The 18124-nt window shown below is 67.5% G+C and carries 25 protein-coding genes; 6 read left to right on the forward strand and 19 right to left on the reverse strand.

Translation table 11 applies throughout. The features are described 5' to 3' along the window. Positions 1–264 precede the first annotated feature (264 nt). The 15 genes from J2S42_RS23130 to J2S42_RS23200 all read right to left on the reverse strand — a co-directional run bounded on the left by J2S42_RS23130 (position 265) and on the right by J2S42_RS23200 (position 9271). On the reverse strand, positions 265–1503 hold the full coding sequence (locus tag J2S42_RS23130) for a DUF3631 domain-containing protein (protein WP_307242327.1): 1239 nt from the start codon (positions 1501–1503) through the stop codon (positions 265–267). Continuing rightward, positions 1500–2354 carry a bifunctional DNA primase/polymerase gene (locus tag J2S42_RS23135; protein WP_307242329.1) on the reverse strand — a complete coding sequence of 285 codons (855 nt, stop codon included), beginning with the start codon at positions 2352–2354 and terminating at the stop codon, positions 1500–1502. Before J2S42_RS23135 ends, J2S42_RS23130 begins: the two co-directional genes overlap by 4 nt. A gap of 212 nt (positions 2355–2566) precedes the next feature. Continuing rightward, complete coding sequence (locus J2S42_RS23140; RefSeq protein ID WP_307242331.1) at positions 2567–2911, reverse strand: hypothetical protein; 345 nt, start codon at positions 2909–2911, stop codon at positions 2567–2569. Further along, positions 2908–3159: a hypothetical protein gene (locus J2S42_RS23145; RefSeq protein WP_307242332.1), complete on the reverse strand. Its 252-nt coding sequence runs from the start codon at positions 3157–3159 to the stop codon at positions 2908–2910. The genes J2S42_RS23140 and J2S42_RS23145 overlap by 4 nt, the downstream gene beginning before the upstream one ends. Positions 3160–3301: 142 nt before the next feature. Next, entirely contained in the window at positions 3302–5476 is a 2175-nt protein-coding gene (locus J2S42_RS23150) for a P-loop NTPase family protein (protein ID WP_307242334.1), read from the reverse strand. After that, a complete protein-coding gene (locus J2S42_RS23155; protein ID WP_307242336.1) occupies positions 5473–6141 on the reverse strand; it encodes an NUDIX domain-containing protein in 669 nt (222 codons plus the stop codon). Before J2S42_RS23155 ends, J2S42_RS23150 begins: the two co-directional genes overlap by 4 nt. 12 nt (positions 6142–6153) lie before the next feature. Continuing rightward, positions 6154–6357: a hypothetical protein gene (locus J2S42_RS23160; protein WP_307242338.1), complete on the reverse strand. Its 204-nt coding sequence runs from the start codon at positions 6355–6357 to the stop codon at positions 6154–6156. 17 nt (positions 6358–6374) lie between these two features. Beyond that, on the reverse strand, positions 6375–6824 hold the full coding sequence (locus J2S42_RS23165; protein WP_307242340.1) for a DUF3307 domain-containing protein: 450 nt from the start codon (positions 6822–6824) through the stop codon (positions 6375–6377). 90 nt (positions 6825–6914) lie between these two features. Continuing rightward, entirely contained in the window at positions 6915–7088 is a 174-nt protein-coding gene (locus J2S42_RS23170; RefSeq protein WP_307242341.1) for a hypothetical protein, read from the reverse strand. 43 nt (positions 7089–7131) lie between these two features. Continuing rightward, positions 7132–7299, reverse strand: a complete 168-nt coding sequence (locus tag J2S42_RS23175; protein WP_307242343.1) for a hypothetical protein — start codon at positions 7297–7299, stop codon at positions 7132–7134. Beyond that, positions 7299–7484 carry a hypothetical protein gene (locus J2S42_RS23180; RefSeq protein ID WP_307242344.1) on the reverse strand — a complete coding sequence of 62 codons (186 nt, stop codon included), beginning with the start codon at positions 7482–7484 and terminating at the stop codon, positions 7299–7301. The genes J2S42_RS23175 and J2S42_RS23180 overlap by 1 nt, the downstream gene beginning before the upstream one ends. 104 nt (positions 7485–7588) lie before the next feature. Continuing rightward, positions 7589–7717, reverse strand: coding sequence for a hypothetical protein (locus J2S42_RS23185; protein WP_307242346.1), 129 nt, complete (start codon positions 7715–7717; stop codon positions 7589–7591). 98 nt (positions 7718–7815) lie between these two features. Further along, positions 7816–8658 (reverse strand): ABC transporter permease, encoded by an 843-nt coding sequence (locus J2S42_RS23190; protein WP_307242348.1) that lies wholly within the window; start codon positions 8656–8658, stop codon positions 7816–7818. Then, a complete protein-coding gene (locus tag J2S42_RS23195; protein WP_307242350.1) occupies positions 8655–9026 on the reverse strand; it encodes an RRQRL motif-containing zinc-binding protein in 372 nt (123 codons plus the stop codon). The genes J2S42_RS23190 and J2S42_RS23195 overlap by 4 nt, the downstream gene beginning before the upstream one ends. Further along, positions 9026–9271, reverse strand: a complete 246-nt coding sequence (locus J2S42_RS23200) for a DUF6284 family protein (protein ID WP_307242352.1) — start codon at positions 9269–9271, stop codon at positions 9026–9028. Before J2S42_RS23200 ends, J2S42_RS23195 begins: the two co-directional genes overlap by 1 nt. A 356-nt stretch (positions 9272–9627) precedes the next feature. On the opposite strand from J2S42_RS23200, the gene J2S42_RS23205 reads away from it, so the two are divergent. Together J2S42_RS23205 and J2S42_RS23210 are read left to right on the forward strand one after the other, a co-directional pair. Next, positions 9628–10410, forward strand: a complete 783-nt coding sequence (locus J2S42_RS23205; RefSeq protein WP_307242354.1) for a GntR family transcriptional regulator — start codon at positions 9628–9630, stop codon at positions 10408–10410. Positions 10411–10447: 37 nt separating this feature from the next. Beyond that, the gene (locus tag J2S42_RS23210) at positions 10448–10930 is read left to right on the forward strand and encodes a GNAT family N-acetyltransferase (RefSeq protein WP_307242355.1); all 483 of its coding nucleotides are present in this window, start codon (positions 10448–10450) and stop codon (positions 10928–10930) included. Here the strand turns inward: J2S42_RS23210 and J2S42_RS23215 are convergent. Continuing rightward, the gene (locus J2S42_RS23215; RefSeq protein WP_307242357.1) at positions 10927–11166 is read right to left on the reverse strand and encodes a GntR family transcriptional regulator; all 240 of its coding nucleotides are present in this window, start codon (positions 11164–11166) and stop codon (positions 10927–10929) included. The genes J2S42_RS23210 and J2S42_RS23215 overlap by 4 nt on opposite strands. Positions 11167–12552: 1386 nt before the next feature. Here J2S42_RS23215 and J2S42_RS23220 point away from each other — a divergent pair. The 3 genes from J2S42_RS23220 to J2S42_RS23230 all read left to right on the forward strand — a co-directional run bounded on the left by J2S42_RS23220 (position 12553) and on the right by J2S42_RS23230 (position 15345). Beyond that, on the forward strand, positions 12553–13515 hold the full coding sequence (locus J2S42_RS23220) for a hypothetical protein (protein WP_307242359.1): 963 nt from the start codon (positions 12553–12555) through the stop codon (positions 13513–13515). A gap of 133 nt (positions 13516–13648) precedes the next feature. Then, entirely contained in the window at positions 13649–14200 is a 552-nt protein-coding gene (locus J2S42_RS23225; protein WP_307242360.1) for a hypothetical protein, read from the forward strand. Positions 14201–14853: 653 nt separating this feature from the next. Continuing rightward, positions 14854–15345: a hypothetical protein gene (locus tag J2S42_RS23230; protein WP_307242362.1), complete on the forward strand. Its 492-nt coding sequence runs from the start codon at positions 14854–14856 to the stop codon at positions 15343–15345. 14 nt (positions 15346–15359) lie between these two features. On the opposite strand, the gene J2S42_RS23235 is transcribed toward J2S42_RS23230, so the two are convergent. Beyond that, complete coding sequence (locus J2S42_RS23235; protein ID WP_307242364.1) at positions 15360–15881, reverse strand: HAD family hydrolase; 522 nt, start codon at positions 15879–15881, stop codon at positions 15360–15362. Positions 15882–16010: 129 nt separating this feature from the next. Here J2S42_RS23235 and J2S42_RS23240 point away from each other — a divergent pair, with 129 nt between their 5' ends. Continuing rightward, positions 16011–16436, forward strand: a complete 426-nt coding sequence (locus J2S42_RS23240; protein WP_307242366.1) for a hypothetical protein — start codon at positions 16011–16013, stop codon at positions 16434–16436. A 118-nt stretch (positions 16437–16554) separates the two neighbouring features. Here J2S42_RS23240 and J2S42_RS23245 read toward each other — a convergent pair whose 3' ends face one another. Together J2S42_RS23245 and J2S42_RS23250 are read right to left on the reverse strand one after the other, a co-directional pair. Beyond that, positions 16555–17064, reverse strand: coding sequence for a hypothetical protein (locus J2S42_RS23245; RefSeq protein WP_307242367.1), 510 nt, complete (start codon positions 17062–17064; stop codon positions 16555–16557). Positions 17065–17655: 591 nt separating this feature from the next. Then, complete coding sequence (locus tag J2S42_RS23250; RefSeq protein WP_307248954.1) at positions 17656–18090, reverse strand: PIN-like domain-containing protein; 435 nt, start codon at positions 18088–18090, stop codon at positions 17656–17658. Positions 18091–18124: the final 34 nt, after the last annotated feature.

Here is an 18124-nt window from a genome sequence, read left to right on the forward strand (position 1 = left end):
GACCGGGACGGATGGGCCTCCCGCGCCGTGGGTGTGTAGGCAATGGCGTAAAGGGCCATAGAGCGGGCCGCTGAGAGCGCCGTAGAGGCAAGATCTCGGGACCGCCGGTATAGCGGCATGCGTCGATCTGTCTCCGTGGCTCTCAGCGGCCCGTATTCGTTGCCCGTCTGAGCGGGTGTCCCGATTCGGCGTCCAAGCCGTACCAGCCGTACCGGCCGTATCAATGCAGGTCAGGGGCGGTACGGCTTGGTGGGCTGGTACGGGTCAAGCCGTACCAGCGGTACCGGAGTCCGGGGGCGGGGGCATCTCATCTAGGGGTGCCTGGTACGGCTTGAGCCGTACCACGTTGTCGAGCCGTACCGCCTCTGAGCTGCCCGGGGACGGCTGGTACGGCTGGTACGGCTCTCCGACCGCGTCGGTGATGACCTCCGGCGTGTAGCGCTTCCAGGCGTCCAGGAACGCCACGGCGCGGTAGCCCTTGGCCTGCCCGACCGGCGGCGCGAACCGGATCGTCTCCGGCCGGATGTCGTACTCGCGCAGCAGCGCACCAAGCTTGATCGGCGTCAGGCCGGTCCCGCCGTACTCCGCCCAGGGCGCCTCCGGGTCGGCCTTGAGCCGGTCGAGCAGGACGGCGGTCGGGATCACGCCGTGTTCCCCGATCGCGGCCCGGCAGTCGGCCAGCAGCCGGATGCGGTCGGAGGATTCGGTGTTGCTGTCCCGCTCAGCGGTCAGCGTCGCTGCTGCGTGCCGTCCCCGGTCGGGCCAGTCACCCCCGGCGAGATCGGCCACGGCGATCAGCGGCTCCCACGTGTCGGCTGCCCGGTCCTCCAGCGGCATTTCCGGCTCGGCGCACTCCAGCAGTTTGAGGTTGGCCCGGAGCCATACGGTCAGGTCCCGTGCCAGCGCGCGCAGGGCCGCGCCGTCGCGCCGGTGCCGGTACGGGCTGACGGTCTCGCCGGGCGCCCGGCGGCGCATGCGGATGACCACAGCCCGGTCCTCGATGGTGTCGGGCATGTGGCCGATCCCGGCGAGCGCGGCCATGGCGAACGTGGGGATCGTCTCGACTTTGTTGCGGGCGTTGTCCCATCGGATCGTGGGCCGGTTGCGCTGGTGACCGGCGTTGAGCAGGCCGCGCAGTTCCTCGTTCGCCTCAGCCTGCTTGCCGCCAAAGATCGTGTCGGCCTCATCCACCAGCAGCGTGGGCGGGTCATCGCTGCCGATCGACCGGTACACGGCGGCCGTGGACGCGTTGACGGTGATGAGCGGGTTGTGGGTGGTGCCTTCCACGATGTCGAGCAGCCGGGATTTCCCGCAGCGCTTCTCGGGGGCGCGGATGACCAGCCGGGGCGCGTGCGCCCACGCCGGTTGCGCGTGAGCGGCCGCGATCCACAGCACCACAGCATCGGTCGCTTCCGGGGAGGGGAGCACGACGTAGCGGGTGAGTGCGGCGTGTAGCCGGTCGAGCAGGGCCGCGCCGTTCACGGTGCGCTTGGGCTGGTTCATGCGGCAATCCCTTCAGTGGCGACGGATTCGGCACGGAATCCGCCGATGATGGCCGCGCGGATGTCGCGCTCGGGCTGGCCCATCTCCCGGCCGACGCGGGTCAGTTCGTCGACCGCGCGGGCGTGGGTGATCGCCCCGGCCTTGACCATGCGTGCGATGCCACGGGCCGCGCCGTAGAGGCGGGTGCGGCGCTGACCGCGCGGGGCGTTGCGCACCGCGTTGAGGTTGGCCTCAAGCAGCGCCTCAGGAGATGAGATGCCCCGCCCCCCGGACAGCGGGATCACGGTCGCGCGCGGGGGTGCGGATTCGGCCGGCACGGGCGCCCGGCACGCGTCGACCAGCGCCGGGGGCATGGCCACGGTCGGCCGGTCCCCGATCCACCGGTACGGACGGCCGGTGAGGGGGTGCATCGACGGCGGGGCGACGACGTAGCCGCCATCGGCCTTGATGTCGATGCCGGGATATCCGTGGAGCTTGGCGCCCAGGGCGCCACCGGGGTGGGCGTAGTAGAGGTGCCACCCGTCGCTTCCGGTCCGTACGGCGCGGGTCGGTGGCATCAGCTCGGGCACGATCCGGCCGCCGTTGCGCGGGTCGATGTCGACCACGGCGACCGGCCCGCCGGTCCGGATCGCCAGCAAGCCGCGGGGGACGGCCGCCCGCATCGCGGTGATGCGGTCCGGATCGGTGGACGCGGCGTAGAAGCCGTGGCAGGTAAGGCACTCGCAGGCTTCAGGATCGTGGTTCGGGTCGCCTTTCGGGCAGCCGGGGCAGTTGGCGACGGGGCGTTTGGTGCGCCCGAGGAAGAACACGGGCAGTCCCTCAGCGGCCAGCGCGTACGCGGCCAGCAGCATCAGGGAAGGGTCGGACATGACGTCCTCCTGAGGTTGAGCGGATGGAACGGCGGGACGCGCCGGAGCGCGGGCGGCGGCGCAGTCCCGGTGAGTGAGCCGGGGCGGATGGTCGGCCGTGCCGTTGACCGGCCGCCCACAGATGTGCGGGTAAGGCTCATCGGCCAGCACGGCACGGCCCAGGGCTGCGCTCGCACCGATCCAACGGCCGGGCATCAGAACGCCCGGCGGCCGACAGCCGGTCGGTCGCCCGCGCCAGGCAGCGGCGCGGGCCGTACGGCCGCCACAGCGGCCAGCAGCGCGCGGACCGCGTGAAGCGCGGTGTCGAGCTGCCGCCGCGCCAGGCTGTCCGCCCGGCGCAGCGGCACGCGGATGCGGATCTCGGCGTAGTCGACCTCAGCGGCCCGGACGCGGGTGATGATGGCCCGCGCGCCGAGCTGCCCGTCCGCGATGATGTCCGGCGCCTGGTGGAAGTTGACGCCGCATCGGTGGTCGCCGGTGCACCAGTCTGTGTGAGGGATCGGCTTGCGGTGGAACGAGGCCATGGTGCGTGCTCTCATCGGCCGGCCTCCCGGCGTCGGTGCGACAGCTGGTTGTAGATCCAGCGGCCCGCGCGCAGGCGGCGGCCGGTGCCGCCGCAGCGGCGGCATTCGCGGAACGCGCGGCCGGTCGGGGATGGCTTGCGGCCGGTGCCGTGGCAGCGCGGGCAGTGCTTGAACGGCCAGACCCAGCACGCGAATGCGTAACCGAGCGTGACAGCAAGAGCGGCGAGGAACAGGGCGGTAGCGGTGCTGGCGTGGGGGTCCAAAACAGCCTCCCGGGCCGATTTTCGGGCGTGCGGGGCCGTGAGCTGCTATCCGCTAACGGGCAGCTCAGGTTTCGGATGGGGTGCTAGCAGGGCTGCTATCGCTAGCAGAGTCGGCCGCTATCGATAGCAGCCCTGCACACGGTCAGTCCGCGGACCGCTTCCGGTCACGCTCGGTGATAGCGGCGATGAGTTCGGTGTGGTGGATGCCGCGCTGGGTGGCCTGCTTGCCCTCGATGCGCTTGCCGACCGACGTGACCGTGATTGCCGTGTGCGGCTTGAGCGCGGCGGTCAGCTGAGCGGACTTCCACCCGCCGTACGTCTCGGGCCGCAGCTCGGCCAGCAGCCCGCACAGCGTCTCGTTCCACGCGCTCTTCTCGTCGCCCGGCCAGACCTGCGCCAGGTCGGCCAGCACGTCCGCGACCGGCCCGACCGTGCGGGTCTGGTCCTCGGGCACAGGCAGCGTCCCGGCGGTCTGCCGGAGCGCGACCGCGCGGGCCACGATCCGCCCGGCGGCCGTGGTGTCGACGTAGTACGACCGGACCGACTGGACCTTGCCGAACCCTCGCAGCACGCCCCATCCGGCCTCGACGACCGGCTGAAAGACGGTCGCCCGGTAGCCGTTCTTGTACGCGGACGTCCCGAGGATCATGTCGTTCGCGGTCTGGTCGGCCACGGACAGGCAGAACCGGGAGTTGACGTTGCGGGTGATGCCGGTCGGGAGGCTGTCCTTGTCCGGGATCTGGGTGCCGATCAGGATGATGATCCCGAGCGCCCGGCCGAGCTTGATGACCTTCTCCAGCAGCTCTCCGGCGTCCTTGCCGTACTTGCTGGTCATCAGCTCTTGCAGCTCATCGAACCACGCCACCAGCGGATGCAGCCCGGACCCCTTGAGGGAGGCGAGTTCGGGCGTGACTTTGTTCTCCGGGGCCTTGCCGAGCCGCGCGTAGTGCTCGATGCGCTTCGAGCGGCGGCGGGCCTCTTCGTAGAGCCACTCGATGAATGCGAAACAGCGGGCCAGGGTCTCGTCATCGAAGCCGTTGCCGTACTCCGCCATGACCGGCTCCAGGACGGAGAAGTCGCCGACGCCCTTGAGTTCGTAGCCCCGGACCTCTGCCCGCGCGTCGAGCGCGGCGGCCAGGACAAGATCCCGCAGTGCGAACGTCTTGCCCGAGCCGGGCTGGCCGCCGAACAGGTAGTTGCGGAACATCATGTCGACGTCCACCACGTCCAGGCGCGGCGTGGTGGCGAACGGGAACGCCTTGAACAGGTCGACTTTGGCGTTCGGCGCGAGTAGCGGCCACGCGGGCTGCTTCATCGCCGACGCCGGTTCGTAGCCGACCCACAGGGCGAGACGGCCGGTGTGTCCCTGCGCGGGCTCGGGCCACACCTGGTCCAGGGGAAGCCGCATCGCGGACGCGAGCTTGCCGCGCCGGGCTACCACCTCCGACGCCTCAACGCCGTAGGGCAGGTCCACGATCGCCAGATGGCCCGGGCCGTCGCGGTGGATTTCCTGCGGGAACGAGATGGCGTTGGCGTCCTTGGCCACCGCGGAGTTGATGCCGGACATCTGAAGCGACGTCAGCGCCCGGCGCACCAGCTCGGCGGTGAGCTTGCGGTACCGGTTGCCCTGCACCACCCGGTCGGTGATGGGTTTGTCGGCCGGGCGGCCGACGCGGGCCAGCAGCGGGACCGCGATCGCGGCAGCGAAGACCTGCCACCACCACGGCCCGAACGCCAGCACGATCGTGCCGGCCAAACCGGCGAAGCCGATCCCGCCGACCACCCACCAGCGCCACACGGACTGCCGCTGCCGCCGCGCGTCGAGCTTGAGCCACGCGTCCGCGTCACCGCGCGACGCGGCGGCCTGCCGCAGGTCCCAGTTCCCCTCCTCCGCCATCGCCCAGGCGTAGAGGCGGCCGGTGCCCCGGAACACGCCGATCGGCGCGTAAAACGTCGCCTTACCGGCGTACTTCGGCATGCGGACCGCGTGATACGCCAGGACGTACCCGGCGTCCTTGGTGGCGTGCCGGACGGCCGCCTGAAGCAACCGGCGCGACCGCGCCCACTCCGCCAGGATCGGCCGCCGCGCGGCCTGCCGCGCGTAGACCTCCGCCGGTACCGCGTCGGCCGGGTCGACCGGCACGCCGTGCTCCGGCGGGGTCTCGTCGATCGACTCGGCGTCGTCCGGGTCGATGTCGTCGGGCGCGGCGGCCGGGCGGCGGGCCGCGCGGGCGGACTCGATGTCCACCACGTCCGCGCCGTTGACGTCCGCCTCAGCGGCCGTCCAGTCGAAGTCGTCTCGATCGGGCCGGGTCATCGGGTCACCTCGCTGAGCACGTCGCGGTGAGCGGGGAAGGTGTGGCCGGTCCAGCCGAACGACTCGGCGAAGACGTCCAGGACGCGATCGCGGATGTCCGGGTCGGCCGGGAGCCAGCACGCGCGGCGCGCGTCGTCCGCCCCCTGCACGTCTGGGAGCCGGTCGCGGACGCCGATGTCGGCGCGGGCGACGACGGTGACGGCCCACGCCTCAGCGCTGCCGCGCGGGTCGGGAACCCAGCGTGGCCGGTCGAGGGTCCAGGTTGCGCCGGGCAGGTGCAGGCCGGTCTCTTCGGCCAGCTCCCGCACGGCTGCGTCGGCCGGGGTCTCGCCGGGGTCGATCGAGCCGCCGGGCATCGCCCAGCCGCCCCCGTCCCCGCGCTCCACCAGCAGCACCCACAGGTGCCCGCAGAACGTGGCCGTGACCAGGGCATCGGCCATGGGATTCTCGCCCCATCGGCCGAGCCCGTTGCGGCCGTAGCTGATCCGGTTCGGGCCGCCGGGGCTGACTGGGCGGCCGTTGGTGACCTCGAACGGCAGCAGCGCGGCGCGCTGCCGGGCGGACCAGTCGATCACGGTGGGGTCGGTGATCGGCTCGGCCCATCCAGCGGCCACGCCCTCGGTGAACACGGCCGGGTCGGTGTACTCGATCAGGTCGAACATCATGTGTGGCCTCCCTCAGAACCGGATGACGATCGGGCCGGTCACGGTGTCGGCCTGGACACCGACGCGGGCGTTGCCCTTGCTCACGTTCGTGTTGCGCATGCCGCCGGACTCGCCCGGCTTCTCGTCCTTGCTGGCCGGGGAGTCGACGACCCGCCCGACCTGGACGCCGATGGAGTCGTTGCCGGACGCGACGTTGCGGGTGTTCTTGCGTGCCATGTGAGCTGTCTCCTCGGTCAGGCGATGATCAGCGCGGCGATGAACAGGAAGAGCACGTGAAAGCTCTGGTCGAGCGCGTAGCTGCCGGTGCCGAGCGACGGGTTGTCGTCGCGGCCCTCACGCGGGATGCCGAGCCGGTAGAAGCGGCCCGAGCCGAGCGCGTCAGCGAGCACGCGCAGCGGCGTGCGCCGGTCCGCGATGTAGTGCGACACGGCGGAGACCGTCAGCCCGAGCGTGACCCCGACCAGGTCGAACGCCATGCCGGTCGTGAGCGCAACGGCGGCCAGCGCGACGGCGGCCGTCAGGGTGTAGGTGAAGACGTGCGCCGCGCAGGCGAGACGGCCGCGCCAGCCCGGCGTGCCCTTGTGGTCGGCCTGGTGCTGGGTCTGCACCCAGTGATCGGCGAGCTGATGTGCCGTGTAGAGCGCCGCGAACGCGGCAGCGAAGACGGCCGGGGACTGAGACACTGGTGGTCCTCCTGGAACCTGGAAGGTGACGGGGTGGACCGGCGGCGCGGCGCTGGTTTGCAGGCCGTTGGGCCGCGCCGCCGGGCGTAGCTAGTTGCGGGACTCGGGACCGGTGTGTGGCTTCTGCCGCGCGGCGTCGATCGCGGCGCGCTCCTTGCCGGTCGCCTTCGACGTGATGTCGGCCAGGCGCTGCCGGTCCGCGCGGTCCTCTCGGTCGCGCAGCAGGCCGAGGAACATGCCGTTCGTCTTCTCGATGCGGGCCATGACGTCCTTTCGGGACAGCGATTCAGAGGGGTGAAGGGGGAGATCAGCGCTTGGTGCGCTTGCTGGTCAGCGCGCCGAAAAGCCGCTTGATCGGCCCCTCGGTGAAGGTGTGGACGTCCCAGTCCGGGTCGTAGCCCTGAAGCCGCTTCGGGATCGGGCTGACCACGGCACGTCCGGCGTCGTTGATGTGGTGTCCGACCTGCCGGGCCATCAGCGCTCACCCCGGCGGCGGGTCTGCTGCACGCCGTACCAGTCGGAGGAACCGAACTCCCGGCCGGCACGGCGCTCCTGTGCCTGCTTGACGGCCTGCGTCGCGGTGGTCGGCTTGCCAACCGGCCGCCCGCCGAGGTTGTCGTCGTCGTGCTTGATGACCTGGTGCGTCTTGCGGTGACTCATCACGCCCTCTCCTGGCGCGCCGATCTGGCGGCCACCGCACACGACCGGGCATCGAGATGCCCCGCGCTCGGTCGTGGCGGAAGCGGCCCCGGCGGGCCGGAGGGCTAGGCGAGTCCGCGCCTGCGGTTGCGCTCGTCGGCCTGGCGCTGCGCCTCAGCCATCTGAGCGAGGCGCTTTTCGCGGTTGCGGTCGATGACGGCTTGGCGCTGGTCGCGCAACTGGCTGTCCGACATAATCGGTGTCTCTCCCTGACGTCTTTCGAGGCTGACGGGTTGGGGACCGGCGGCGCGGCACTGGTTTCCAGGCCTGAGGGCCGTGCCGCCGGGCAGAGCTAGTTCTCGTGGTGCATCAGGTGCGCCAGGGCCGCGCCCATGCCGAGCACGGCGACCGGGATGCAGGCCACCACGGCGGTGACCGGCCACGGGGCGGACTCCCAGCCCCACGAGGCCATCAGGTGGTAGGCGACCTGCCCGAGCGCGCCGATGCTCAGTGACCCGATCGCGGACGCGCGGGCGAACCGCAGCGCGGGACCGGACACCATGCCGGACAGCCACACGTAAAGCGCGTACGCCGCGTAGGTCTCGACACCGATCGGGAGCGTGATCGCGGTGTCGAGCACGACCTGATCGGCGATGCCGGGCAGCAGCGCGACCTCACCGAACCCGGTGAGCCTGCCCATCTCCACCCAGCCGCCCCAGATCGCGACGAACGCGGGCAGGCAGAGCAGCAGCACCGGCCACGTCACCGGCCGCTTGCGCGTCACCGGCGCGGCCGGGGCGGCGTCGGTGACCGGCGGGGCCGGGTCGGTGGTGATCTCCGTGCCCGGGTGTCCGACCGGAGAGACCAGCGGCGACGCCTCACGCGGCGGGGGCATCTCATCCTCGTTCGTGCCCGGCGCGGACTCGGACGGCGTGACGACCGGCGCCGGGTCCGGCGCGATGACCGGCGGGTCCGTGATCGGGTCCGGGCTGAACGTGCCGTCAAGTCGCGGGGTGGCGATGACGGTCAGCGCCTCCCGCAGCATGGTGGCCTTGGGAGCGCCGATACGGAACTGCTTCATGAGCTGGTTGCGGGACGGGACCCCGCCGAGTTCGTGAGCCATGTTCAATGCGTCCCGCAGCAGTTCCTCAACGGCGGGCGGGTACGCGCTCGGGGCGGTGGTAGGGGCGGTCATGCGGGAACCTCCGGGTAGGCGCAGGGAACGCACTCGCCGAGCGAGCGCGAGATGACGTAGGGCCGCACGGTGCGGCAGGTCGGGCAGGTCTTGCGAGCGCGCATCGCCGCAGCGAGCGCAGCGAGCACGGCCGGGGAAGCGGTGCGCTTCGGCCGGGCGAGGTCGAGCCGGTAGAGGTACGCGGCGCGAGTGCCGCCCACCCCGGCCCAGAGCACTTGAGCGGCGACCGGTTGGCCGCCGGGGCACAGCCCGCGTTGGCGGAGTTGCCGCCGCGTGGCGTAGCCATCCGGGGCACCACGCCACCAGAACGTGGGGATGCCGTACCGAGCGCCGGTCGGATCGTGGAACGCGGCGCGGGTCCGGGCCATCAGGCCGCGCGGTACGGCCCGGCAACGCGGTCGGCCAGCGCGGCAGCCTCACGCAGCACGCGAGCCTCAGCGCGCCGGAGGCGCTGCCAGTCCAGATCGAACGGTCCGCCGATCTCAGCCGCGTCCAGCACGTCCAGTTCGGCTTCCATCAGGTCAAGCTCAGCGATGATCAGCGGCCACTCGTTCTCGACGGCCTCCAGCTCGGCGCCGGTCGGTTCGTCGATGTGGAAAAGATGGTCCCTCACGGGATACCTCCAAGGTTGAACGTCGGCGCGGCAGCACACGGGAATGCGCGCTGCCGCGCCAACCAGGGAAAACATGGATTGGTACACGGACCTGAGCCGTGCGCGGTGGCCTTGTTCGCGAGGGAGGCCACAAGCCCTGATGGAGTTGTCAACGGACGTGCGCGCAGCGGTTCGAGCACGAACGGCGCAGCCGAAGCCGCCTCCGCCGTGACCAATAGCCACTGGCCGGACCGTCTGCTCGGTACGTACTGTACGAACAATGCGGTGCCACGACCGAAGGTGCCAGACGGGCGCTGCGTGTGTCAAGGGTTTCTGCCTAGACTGTCCGTACAGTGCGTCCGACAGGAAGGTGCAACATGGCCGTGACCAGGCAGGGAAGGGCGCCCGTGTGGGCAAAGATCGCGAGTGACCTACGAGAACAGATCTCTGTAGGTGCGCTCGCGCCCGACCAAAAGATGCCGACCGAGCAAGAGCTGACGACGCGGTACGAGGTGGCGCGCTCAACGGCGCGGCAGGCGCTTGCGGCCCTGGTGAACGAGGGTTTGATCGTTCCGAGTGCGCCACGGGGCTACTACGTGCGTAACCGGAAGCCACTGTTCTATCGGCCTCAGCAGGAATTCCGCCCTCAGCCGACGTATCCCGAGATGGATCGGTTCATGGCCGATCACTCCGCCGATGGTCGAGAGCCTAGGCAGGAAATAGACGTCGCGATCATTGATCCGCCGAAAGAGGTGAAGCAGCGCCTCAAACTTGCCGATGGAGAGTTGGCTGCCGTAAGGCGACGGGTGCGCTACCTCGATGGCGAGCCCTTTAATACCAATGACAGCTATTTTCCGTTGAGCATCGTGCAGAATACGGAGATTATGCGCCCTGCCGACATTGCGCGCGGTGCGAATGAGGTCTTGCGCGAGGCGGGTTACCCGCAAGCGCGAACGCTTGATGAGATTTACGTGCGGATGCCCACGCCGGATGAGGTTCAACGTCTGGAATTGGGTCCGGGAACGCCGATTGCCTGCCATATCTGCACCGGCCTAGCGGATGACGGCACGCCCGTACGCGTGGTGGTCAACATCTTGCCCGGTGACCGGCATGTCATCGTCTACGAGCGCGATGGCATGGAGGCGAAGCGCAGTGAGTAGTGAGCCACTCGTCATCCGTGCCGGCCGAATCTCTGATGTGGATGCCCTGGTAGAGATTTACCAGGCGGCCCAGCGGTGGCTAGCTCAACAGGGGTCCGATCAGTGGGCGAAAAACTCTGAGGCCAGAGTTCGGGGCATCTTCGAGGATGCGATCAACCGCGGGGGGTGTCTTGTGGCAGAGGAATCCGGCCGAGTGGTAGGCACAGCTACCGTTGACGAATACGCTGATCCCGAATTTTGGCAACCGGAGGATGGTCCCGAGGATGCTCTCTACGTGCATCGAATGGTAATTGACCGCGAGGCATCAGGGCGCAACATCGGCGGTCAGTTGCTCGATTTCGCCGAGTCGTTAGCCGTCGACCATGAACGGAAATGGCTTAGGCTCGACGCGTGGCGCACGAATGAGAAGCTGCACGACTATTACCGCAAGCAAGGCTTTACGCATATCCGCACCGTCGAGTTGCCCCATCGTGGTTCTGGCGCGCTATTTCAACGACAGGTCGACATGCGCAGAAGCTAGCTGCCATCCTTCGGTGAAACATAGGTGCCGCGCTGAGGGACCGTGAAGACCAGTCCGCGTTCGCGCAGTACGGCGATAGCCTTCCGTGCAGTATTTCGGGCTATGCCGAACTCTTGCGTAAGCTGAGTTTCGCTCGGAATAGGTCGGTTGGGTGGCCATTCCCCACGCTGGATTCGCTCAGCGAGAATCTCGGCGAGCTGTAGATAGATCGGTACGGGTCCGTCCGGTTCGATCACGTAGCCGACGCTAGTTGATCACGACAGAGCCGGTACCGGCAACTACGATTATGAACGTTCAGGGTTGTTGCTATACGAAGCTATACAAGTTGACTACTCTAAGCCTTGGCCTGGTGATACGTACCGAGCGTGTAGCACCGGCCATCAGAAGCGGCGGGGGTCGGCGCCTGGAGGCCCGGCCCCCGTCAGCCGTCTTCCAGGGGGATGCCGTGGCGGGATCAAGGCGAGTGCCAGCAGACCCGAGCGAGCCTCGCATCGGGGATGTGCTGCTCCTTGCCGATGCAGACTACAAGTTTGGGACCGGCCCGCTCGTCATTGAGGTGCAGGCCATTCGGTCGAGGGGGACCTTGCCGGATGGAACGTGGTGGCGCATCGAGGGTCTATGCCGGCATGCGCGCACCGACCCAGGGGGGTTGCGCACCGTTGACGTGCGAGCGAACGCCATACCCGCAGCGCGGGCGGCAGGGGCTCAGCCGCCCGGTTAGACACAGGCGTCAACCCTGACGTGAACCCCGCACCAGGCTGGCAGTTCGGCAGACCAGATCCGCCAACCTCCCGCATCACGACGCGTCTCGAAGCTCCAGAGATGCGGCTCGCCGCGCACTCGAAGGCCAGCCTCCCCGGTCCACCACACGCCCGCAACGTGGGCGGGAACCGTTGCGCTGTCGCCTGTTGCATCGCGATCACGGAAATCTCCGTAGTTCCACTCAAGTCGCGATGGACGCGTCGCGCGGTCCAACTCCCTGAGGTAGTCCTGCCACTGCTTGAGTAGTTCGTCCCGCCGGTGTCCGGCGAGCACCCGGCCTACACCAAGCTCCTCCTCGCTCTGAAGGGCGTAGAGATACACGGTGACTGCCGCAGCGGGGGAAGCCTCGCCCTGCCCGGCAGCCCAAGTCTCCCGCACGAACCACACGACAGGAACAGACGCGAGACCGAAGCACAGCAGCGCGGGTAGCGCTAGACACAGCGCGACGACAACCGAGCGAGAACGCGATCGGCGCGGCGCTGGGGGCGGCGGAGAGAAATGGGGTGACGGCATGGGTGGCAGACTCACGATCAACAACGATCGGTGTAGATCAAGCCGATTGGCAACCTCAACTCCGTTGGCGTGAGGTGTGCCACGCGTTGGCCCATGAGGGTTGCCGGTTGGGGCCTGAGCTGGGATTCGGATGTGACGTCTGTACTGCATAATTTTCTAGTAAGCGACAAGCGGCAAGTTCTCAACTTTGGACCATTGACGATCTTCAGTCGCCTGGATACTGTTAGCGAGCCGGCGCTTTGTGGGCAATCTCTACCTTTTAGTGACTACGAGATCTCGTGCAATTACCTCCGCTCAGATGCTTAATGCGTCAACCTTCGGTGTGCCCGATTCGCGAGGTGGGTTGTATGAAAACTTGGAGAATAGCTACCGGAATCGTAACGGTGGCCATTTTGGGGCTTGGTTCGTCCCCTGCGGTGGCGGGCGTGTCGAGCAGTGATGGCAGGTGGACATCGGCTATCTTGGAAAGTTCAGAGAGTATTTTTGGCGGATCGGCGGTACGCCTGAGATACTCCAATGGGGTCACTGCGATTACTCAGCCAGGTACGCGCGTCACTTTTGGTGAGAGTCCCTCTCTTGCCGAGGACGGCAAAGGCGCCGCAATTGACCGCTGGGCTGAGCTGGCCATGCAAATGGCCGAGCCCGCTGACGATGCAGCTCAGAAGTACAGGGAATCTGGTAGAAGTATTTTCGCTGACGCGCTAGCTGCTGGATTCCCAGTAGCTGAGGCTAGGCGCGAGCAGGAGCGGCTAGACGTCGAAGCCAAGGCTTTGGATAATCCTGACATAATCAACTCTGAATGCCTTTATGCCGAGGACCACCTGCCGGATGACAGATACGAGTGGTGGGGTTGTCGGGCTATGTATGCGACGCCCGACCAGGATCCGAACAACTGGTACTCCGCGAATTCGAGCCTGGCGCATGGGTGGGGCACCGGAGTGCTTGGCGGTGGCGCGGAGCTGCAGAGGGGTTATACGCAGTTCCAGTTTACGGTGGACAATAACAATGGTGATCTGATTGAGTTCACCCCGCAATCTAGCATAAATGGACAGAATTGCAACGTGATTACGTTGGGCTTGTCCTACGTGGTTGAGGTGAACGTCTCAACCCAGCTGTGCGATAATGGATGGACCGTTACGGCGAATCAGCTTTTCCACAAAACTGAATGGTACGGCGCTAGTACGGGAGGGCCAAGCGATAGTCGGCATGCCGCGAACGCCGTTACTCTTCGAGCTGCCAACGCCAGTTCATCTTCGTTGGCTTGGAGGATCGGCTGGAGGATCGTCTGTCTCCCTGGGCCGTGCATGTAAGTGCCTCAACAGGCCTCTTGCGCGACGTTGCGGCGTCTGAGATGCTGAGGTAGTGATAGACAGTCGTCTAAGTAGTGATCTTGGTGCAAGAAGGTGGTCACTGGCGGCTGGTGCCGTGACCACCTTTCTTGCTGTGCAGCTGATTCTGTCGTCGTGTGCGGTAAGCTCATTCAGTGATACCGGCGAAGATCGTGCTGGTGAAACGGTCTCTATTGCGAATGCAGAGCAAGGCGCCGAGCTTGATAGTGTGGTTCCTGGTTGGTCCATTCGGACCTGGCTCTCCAGTAATCGCAACGTCTGCTTCGCGGCAACGCAAGGGTCATTTGACGAAGCCTCGGATGCACTGAAAGCAAACTCGGCATGTCTTGGTGTCATGCAAGGCTTCTTCAACGATGATTCGCCAGCGCTATCAGGCTTCCCTGACTTTCACTCGGTGCCACCGTCTTTGGACTCCAGGAACGTCTTTCTTTTCGGCATCAGTCGAGGCTCTATTGAGAACGTGGAAATTGCGTTCAACGGAAGGGTGTATCTCGCTAGCGTACGGCGTTTACCGAACACTGCTGACCTACAAGTTGGTGCTTATGCTGTTTGGGCGTCCACGGAGGGCGGCGTAAGCTCTGATAATATTGATTATGTTGCCGCTTATGACGACGCAGGATCCGAAGTAGCCCGTCTCAACCGATGAACGGAGGGACGGTTTGTAGTATGTAGCGTGCGCCGCTCGGCGAGCCGCGACCGCGATGTTGTGCTCGTTGCTCGCGGGTCGCTCCCGAACGCATTATGGCGGTTGAGATCCATCTGGAGTGGGGCATGCCGGCGTGGCGGCCGAGCTGCGGGTTCTGCTCATCCAAGCTACTGGAGGAGCTGACCAGCAAGGTCGCTCGCGCGCTGGGCGCGGCGGAGCGAAATGGGGCAACAGCATTGGCGGCTGACTCACGATCAACAGCGATCGGTGTAGATCAAGTCGATTGGCAATCTTGATTCGGTCAGGCGTGAGACGGCCACAGCTCAGCCGAGCGTGGCGAGATGTCGTGGTCTCAGACTTGGTCTCGTTCGCGCGCGTTCGCACTCGATCGTGTGTGTATGCCAAAGTCGCGCGACCTGCGCTGACGTACCCCCGCGGACGTTGCTGAACAGTCGATCTTGGTCCTGAAAATCGGAAGGTCGGCGGTTCGACCCCGCCCCTGGCCACATAGCCTTTCGCCGGGCTATTTGAACGTCGAACAGCGGCAACGCAGGTCGGCGTTTTTCTTTTCCAACCTCGATCGACCTCCATCGCGTTTCTGCGTCAGGCACTCGATGGAGGTAACCATGCGCCGGTTGTTCAGTATCCTCGTGGTGGGCGCTCTGATCGCCCTCACGGTCGGCACGCCCGCACACGCCACCGCACCGCCCGGCTCCGGCTGGGTGCGGATCCCCAGCCCGCCGTACGACTATCCGGCCGGTCTCACCTGCGACTTCGCGCTGCACGGCGAGCCGGTCGTGGACGAGGTCTACTACAAGACCCTGACCACCAAGCCGGACGGTACGCCGCGGACCGAGGCCGCGTTCGGCCCCCTCGTCTTCGTGGTGACCAACCTTTCCACGGGCGCGACCACCCGCGGCGACGCGAGTGCCAGCGGCGTGATCACGCACCATGACGACGGCGCGCTGACGTACCGCGTCAGCGGCCCGCTGATGGTCGGCTTCCGGGAGGGACGTGGCACGCTGCCGCGCGGCTTCTACGTCATCGACGGCCCCGCCTGGACGCTGCACATCTCCGCCGGTAACTACCGCAGCCTGTCCGGCGCGTGGCGGATCCGGAAGGACCTCTGCGCTGCGCTGAGCTGAGCAACGCCCGCGGATCAGGTCGCCTCGACGGCGGCCACGATCCGGTCGATCCCGTGCACGACGACGTCGGCGGCCGCGAGCCGGCCGGCCTTGCCGGGCTTGTTGGCGTAGGCGATCGCCGCGACACCGGCCCGGCGCGCGGCGGTGACGTCGCTGACCGAGTCGCCGATCAGGACACACTCGCCCGGCTCCGCATCCAGCTCGCGCATGGCGGCGAGCACCGGGGCCGGGTCGGGCTTCATGCGGGCGGGATCGGCGTACGCCCGGCCGACGATCGGATGCACGAACCGCTCCAGCCCGTGCGCGGTGAGATAGGCCGTGCATGCGGCGGCGGAGTTGTTCGAGACGATCGCGGTCCGGCGTCCGGTCCGGTGTGCCGCCATGATCAGTTCCCGGGCGAACGGCGTCGGCACCGCGCCACCGGCCGCTCTCAGCTCGGCCGCGCACAGCGCGTCCTCGACCATGCGGGTGAGCGCCGGCCGGCCGAGCGCCGCCGCGTAGCGGAGAACCTCCATCGGGTCCTGCGCGCCCGCCACGGGCACGCCGTGCCCGGCGAGCAGCCGGCACAGCTGGGCGGCGATCCCGGTGTCTCACCCGCTCATGCCCACAAGCCGGACGGTCTCGGCGCCGATGCCGCCGCCGGCCGAACGGGCGGCTCCGGGTGGGTGCGAATCCCCAGCCCGCCGCTCGACTACCCGGCCGGCCCGCACTACTGCGTGTTCCACGTTCACGGCGAGCCGATCGTGGACGAGGTCTACTACAAGGTCCTGACCACCGAGCCGGACGGTACGCCGCGGATCGAGGCCGCGTTCGGCCCACTGATCTACCGCCTGACCAACGTCGCCACCGGAGCAACCGTGGACGGTGACGCCAGCGCGAGCGGCATGGCCATCCACCACGACGACGGTTCCACCACGCACCTGGCCCACGGCCCACTGATGGTCGGCTTCCGCGAGGGCCAGGGCAACCTCCCCCGCGGCTACTACGTCATCGACGGCCCCGCCTGGCGCCTCGACATCTCCCCGGACAACCACCGCACCGTCTCCGGCGCCTACCGCATCCGCCAAAACCTCTGCGACGACCTGAGCTGAACGCTGGAGGCCCGCGCCGCCAGAGAGAGGGCGCGGGCCTCCAGGTCAGGGTGACTCCCCTCAACGGGGGGCGAGAGCTACCGTCCGTTGTGAGCCGAACTTGATGCCGTGACGGGCGTCACTGGTTCTCACCCGTGATAGTCCAGTAGGTCTTGAAAGTGGCGCCCTGGCAGGCGTCATTCGTACCGCCTTGTTCGGGCTCCTTGAACTGGATGGCGTCGGTGAGGACGACCTCCGCCGACTCGTCGGCCCGTACGACGATCGGGCCCGCCGGCAGGGTTGCGATCGCTTCGATCTGGGTCTCGCATTCGTCTGGGGTGGCGCCGGTGGCCTCGATGCCGTTCTGTGCCCGCAGGGTGACCGTTTTGACGACCAGATCAATCTCATTCGGATTCGACACGACGATTCGGACGTCGGCGGGGTGCTTCGGCCACAGCGCCGTCTGATTCCCCTCGTAAACAGTTGTAGCGCTGACGGTGGTGAGCGGCTTCAACTTGCCGCCGGCGCCTGCGGCAGTTGCAGACGAGTCCTTGGTGAAAGCTGCCCAGGCGACGCCGCCGCCGATGGCTACCGCAGCGACGGCGCCGGCCACTGCGATGGTGGTGCCGCGCTTCTTGGACTTGGACATGGTGGTCTCCTCTGCTGAAGATTGGGTCGGGAACGGCAGGTGCCTACCGGCAGCGGAAGGCGTTAAAGAGTTGAGGTGCCGGGCTCAGGCAACTCCGCATCGGGAGTTGCGGCCGCCTCCGCCGGGGGTGTCGGCGCTAGCTCTGGCCCTTGTGTGACCTCATTCGTGTGAGGTGACTCCGTGGGGGCGATTCGAGGCTCATGCACGGTTTCGGGAGCCGCGGTTTTGGTTCCCTCAGCCGACGGGACGGGCGCAGTAGTGCTCTCCACTGCGCGGAGAGAAGCGGGTATGGACTCGTCCGTGCTGGCGCGAAAGCTCGCACCGGGGGTGGCTGACGCCGGCATGCTCGCGATCACCCCAACTTCGACGATCGTGGAGCGCTGATAACCGACACCCGCTGCCGCGGTGCCGACGACCGCGCCGACGGACACGACCGCGGAGAGAGCGACGAGCGCCATGCCGGCGAGGCCGGCCCAGCGCCGGTGCTGGCTGGTGTTGCTGCGCATCGTGTGTTGCCTCCCGTGATCGGTGTGCCGGGATGCAACTCTGCCGTTCGATCACGCTGAGTGGCATCGGTTGCACCGGTAGCGATCAGCGCGGTCCGGTGCCCAGGAGCCGCAGGTCGGCGGCTGGTTCTCGGCTTAGAGCCGAGAGGTGTACGGCGTGTCGGTTTAGCCTGTTCGTGGCTTTTATCGCCCATGCGACAGTCAGCGTCGGCGTGTCCCGCCGCAGGTCCTCATTCGACGCTGGGTGCGGACGACGAGGCTGGAGGCCAGCAGTGCCGCAGTGAGCCGTCGCGCTGGACCACCCAATTCCGCCGCTCGTGGCGGCCTCGCAGGCTGCCTGGATACGCGGCATCGCGGCCAGCAGCGCGCCGGCCATGTCGGTGAAGCCGAGGTTGGCGTTCGCCAGGGCGAAGAGCAGCACGCCGTGGGTGGTCACCGCGTCACGTTCGACCGGGCGCTGACGGATGCGGGAATCCTTGGTGAGGGCCGCCCAGCCGTGACCGCCGGCCGGCGCTATCAGCTGTCAAACATAATCGATTATGTGCGCTGATGTG

It is taken from the genome of Catenuloplanes indicus, assembly GCF_030813715.1.
Taxonomy (GTDB): Bacteria; Actinomycetota; Actinomycetes; order Mycobacteriales; family Micromonosporaceae; genus Catenuloplanes; species Catenuloplanes indicus.

What these genes read in the sequence shown, in the direction of transcription:
- J2S42_RS23180 (WP_307242344.1), bottom strand. Translation starts at nt 7,484, where the DNA reads ATGAGTCACCGCAAGACGCACCAGGTCATCAAGCACGACGACGACAAC.
- J2S42_RS23150 (WP_307242334.1), bottom strand. Translation starts at nt 5,476, where the DNA reads ATGACCCGGCCCGATCGAGACGACTTCGACTGGACGGCCGCTGAGGCG.
- J2S42_RS23175 (WP_307242343.1), bottom strand. Translation starts at nt 7,299, where the DNA reads ATGGCCCGGCAGGTCGGACACCACATCAACGACGCCGGACGTGCCGTG.
- J2S42_RS23190 (WP_307242348.1), bottom strand. Translation starts at nt 8,658, where the DNA reads ATGACCGCCCCTACCACCGCCCCGAGCGCGTACCCGCCCGCCGTTGAG.
- J2S42_RS23130 (WP_307242327.1), bottom strand. Translation starts at nt 1,503, where the DNA reads ATGAACCAGCCCAAGCGCACCGTGAACGGCGCGGCCCTGCTCGACCGG.
- J2S42_RS23160 (WP_307242338.1), bottom strand. Translation starts at nt 6,357, where the DNA reads ATGGCACGCAAGAACACCCGCAACGTCGCGTCCGGCAACGACTCCATC.
- J2S42_RS23205 (WP_307242354.1), top strand. Translation starts at nt 9,628, where the DNA reads ATGGCCGTGACCAGGCAGGGAAGGGCGCCCGTGTGGGCAAAGATCGCG.
- J2S42_RS23245 (WP_307242367.1), bottom strand. Translation starts at nt 17,064, where the DNA reads ATGTCCAAGTCCAAGAAGCGCGGCACCACCATCGCAGTGGCCGGCGCC.
- J2S42_RS23185 (WP_307242346.1), bottom strand. Translation starts at nt 7,717, where the DNA reads ATGTCGGACAGCCAGTTGCGCGACCAGCGCCAAGCCGTCATCGACCGC.
- J2S42_RS23155 (WP_307242336.1), bottom strand. Translation starts at nt 6,141, where the DNA reads ATGATGTTCGACCTGATCGAGTACACCGACCCGGCCGTGTTCACCGAG.
- J2S42_RS23135 (WP_307242329.1), bottom strand. Translation starts at nt 2,354, where the DNA reads ATGCTGCTGGCCGCGTACGCGCTGGCCGCTGAGGGACTGCCCGTGTTC.
- J2S42_RS23220 (WP_307242359.1), top strand. Translation starts at nt 12,553, where the DNA reads ATGAAAACTTGGAGAATAGCTACCGGAATCGTAACGGTGGCCATTTTG.
- J2S42_RS23195 (WP_307242350.1), bottom strand. Translation starts at nt 9,026, where the DNA reads ATGGCCCGGACCCGCGCCGCGTTCCACGATCCGACCGGCGCTCGGTAC.
- J2S42_RS23170 (WP_307242341.1), bottom strand. Translation starts at nt 7,088, where the DNA reads ATGGCCCGCATCGAGAAGACGAACGGCATGTTCCTCGGCCTGCTGCGC.
- J2S42_RS23140 (WP_307242331.1), bottom strand. Translation starts at nt 2,911, where the DNA reads ATGAGAGCACGCACCATGGCCTCGTTCCACCGCAAGCCGATCCCTCAC.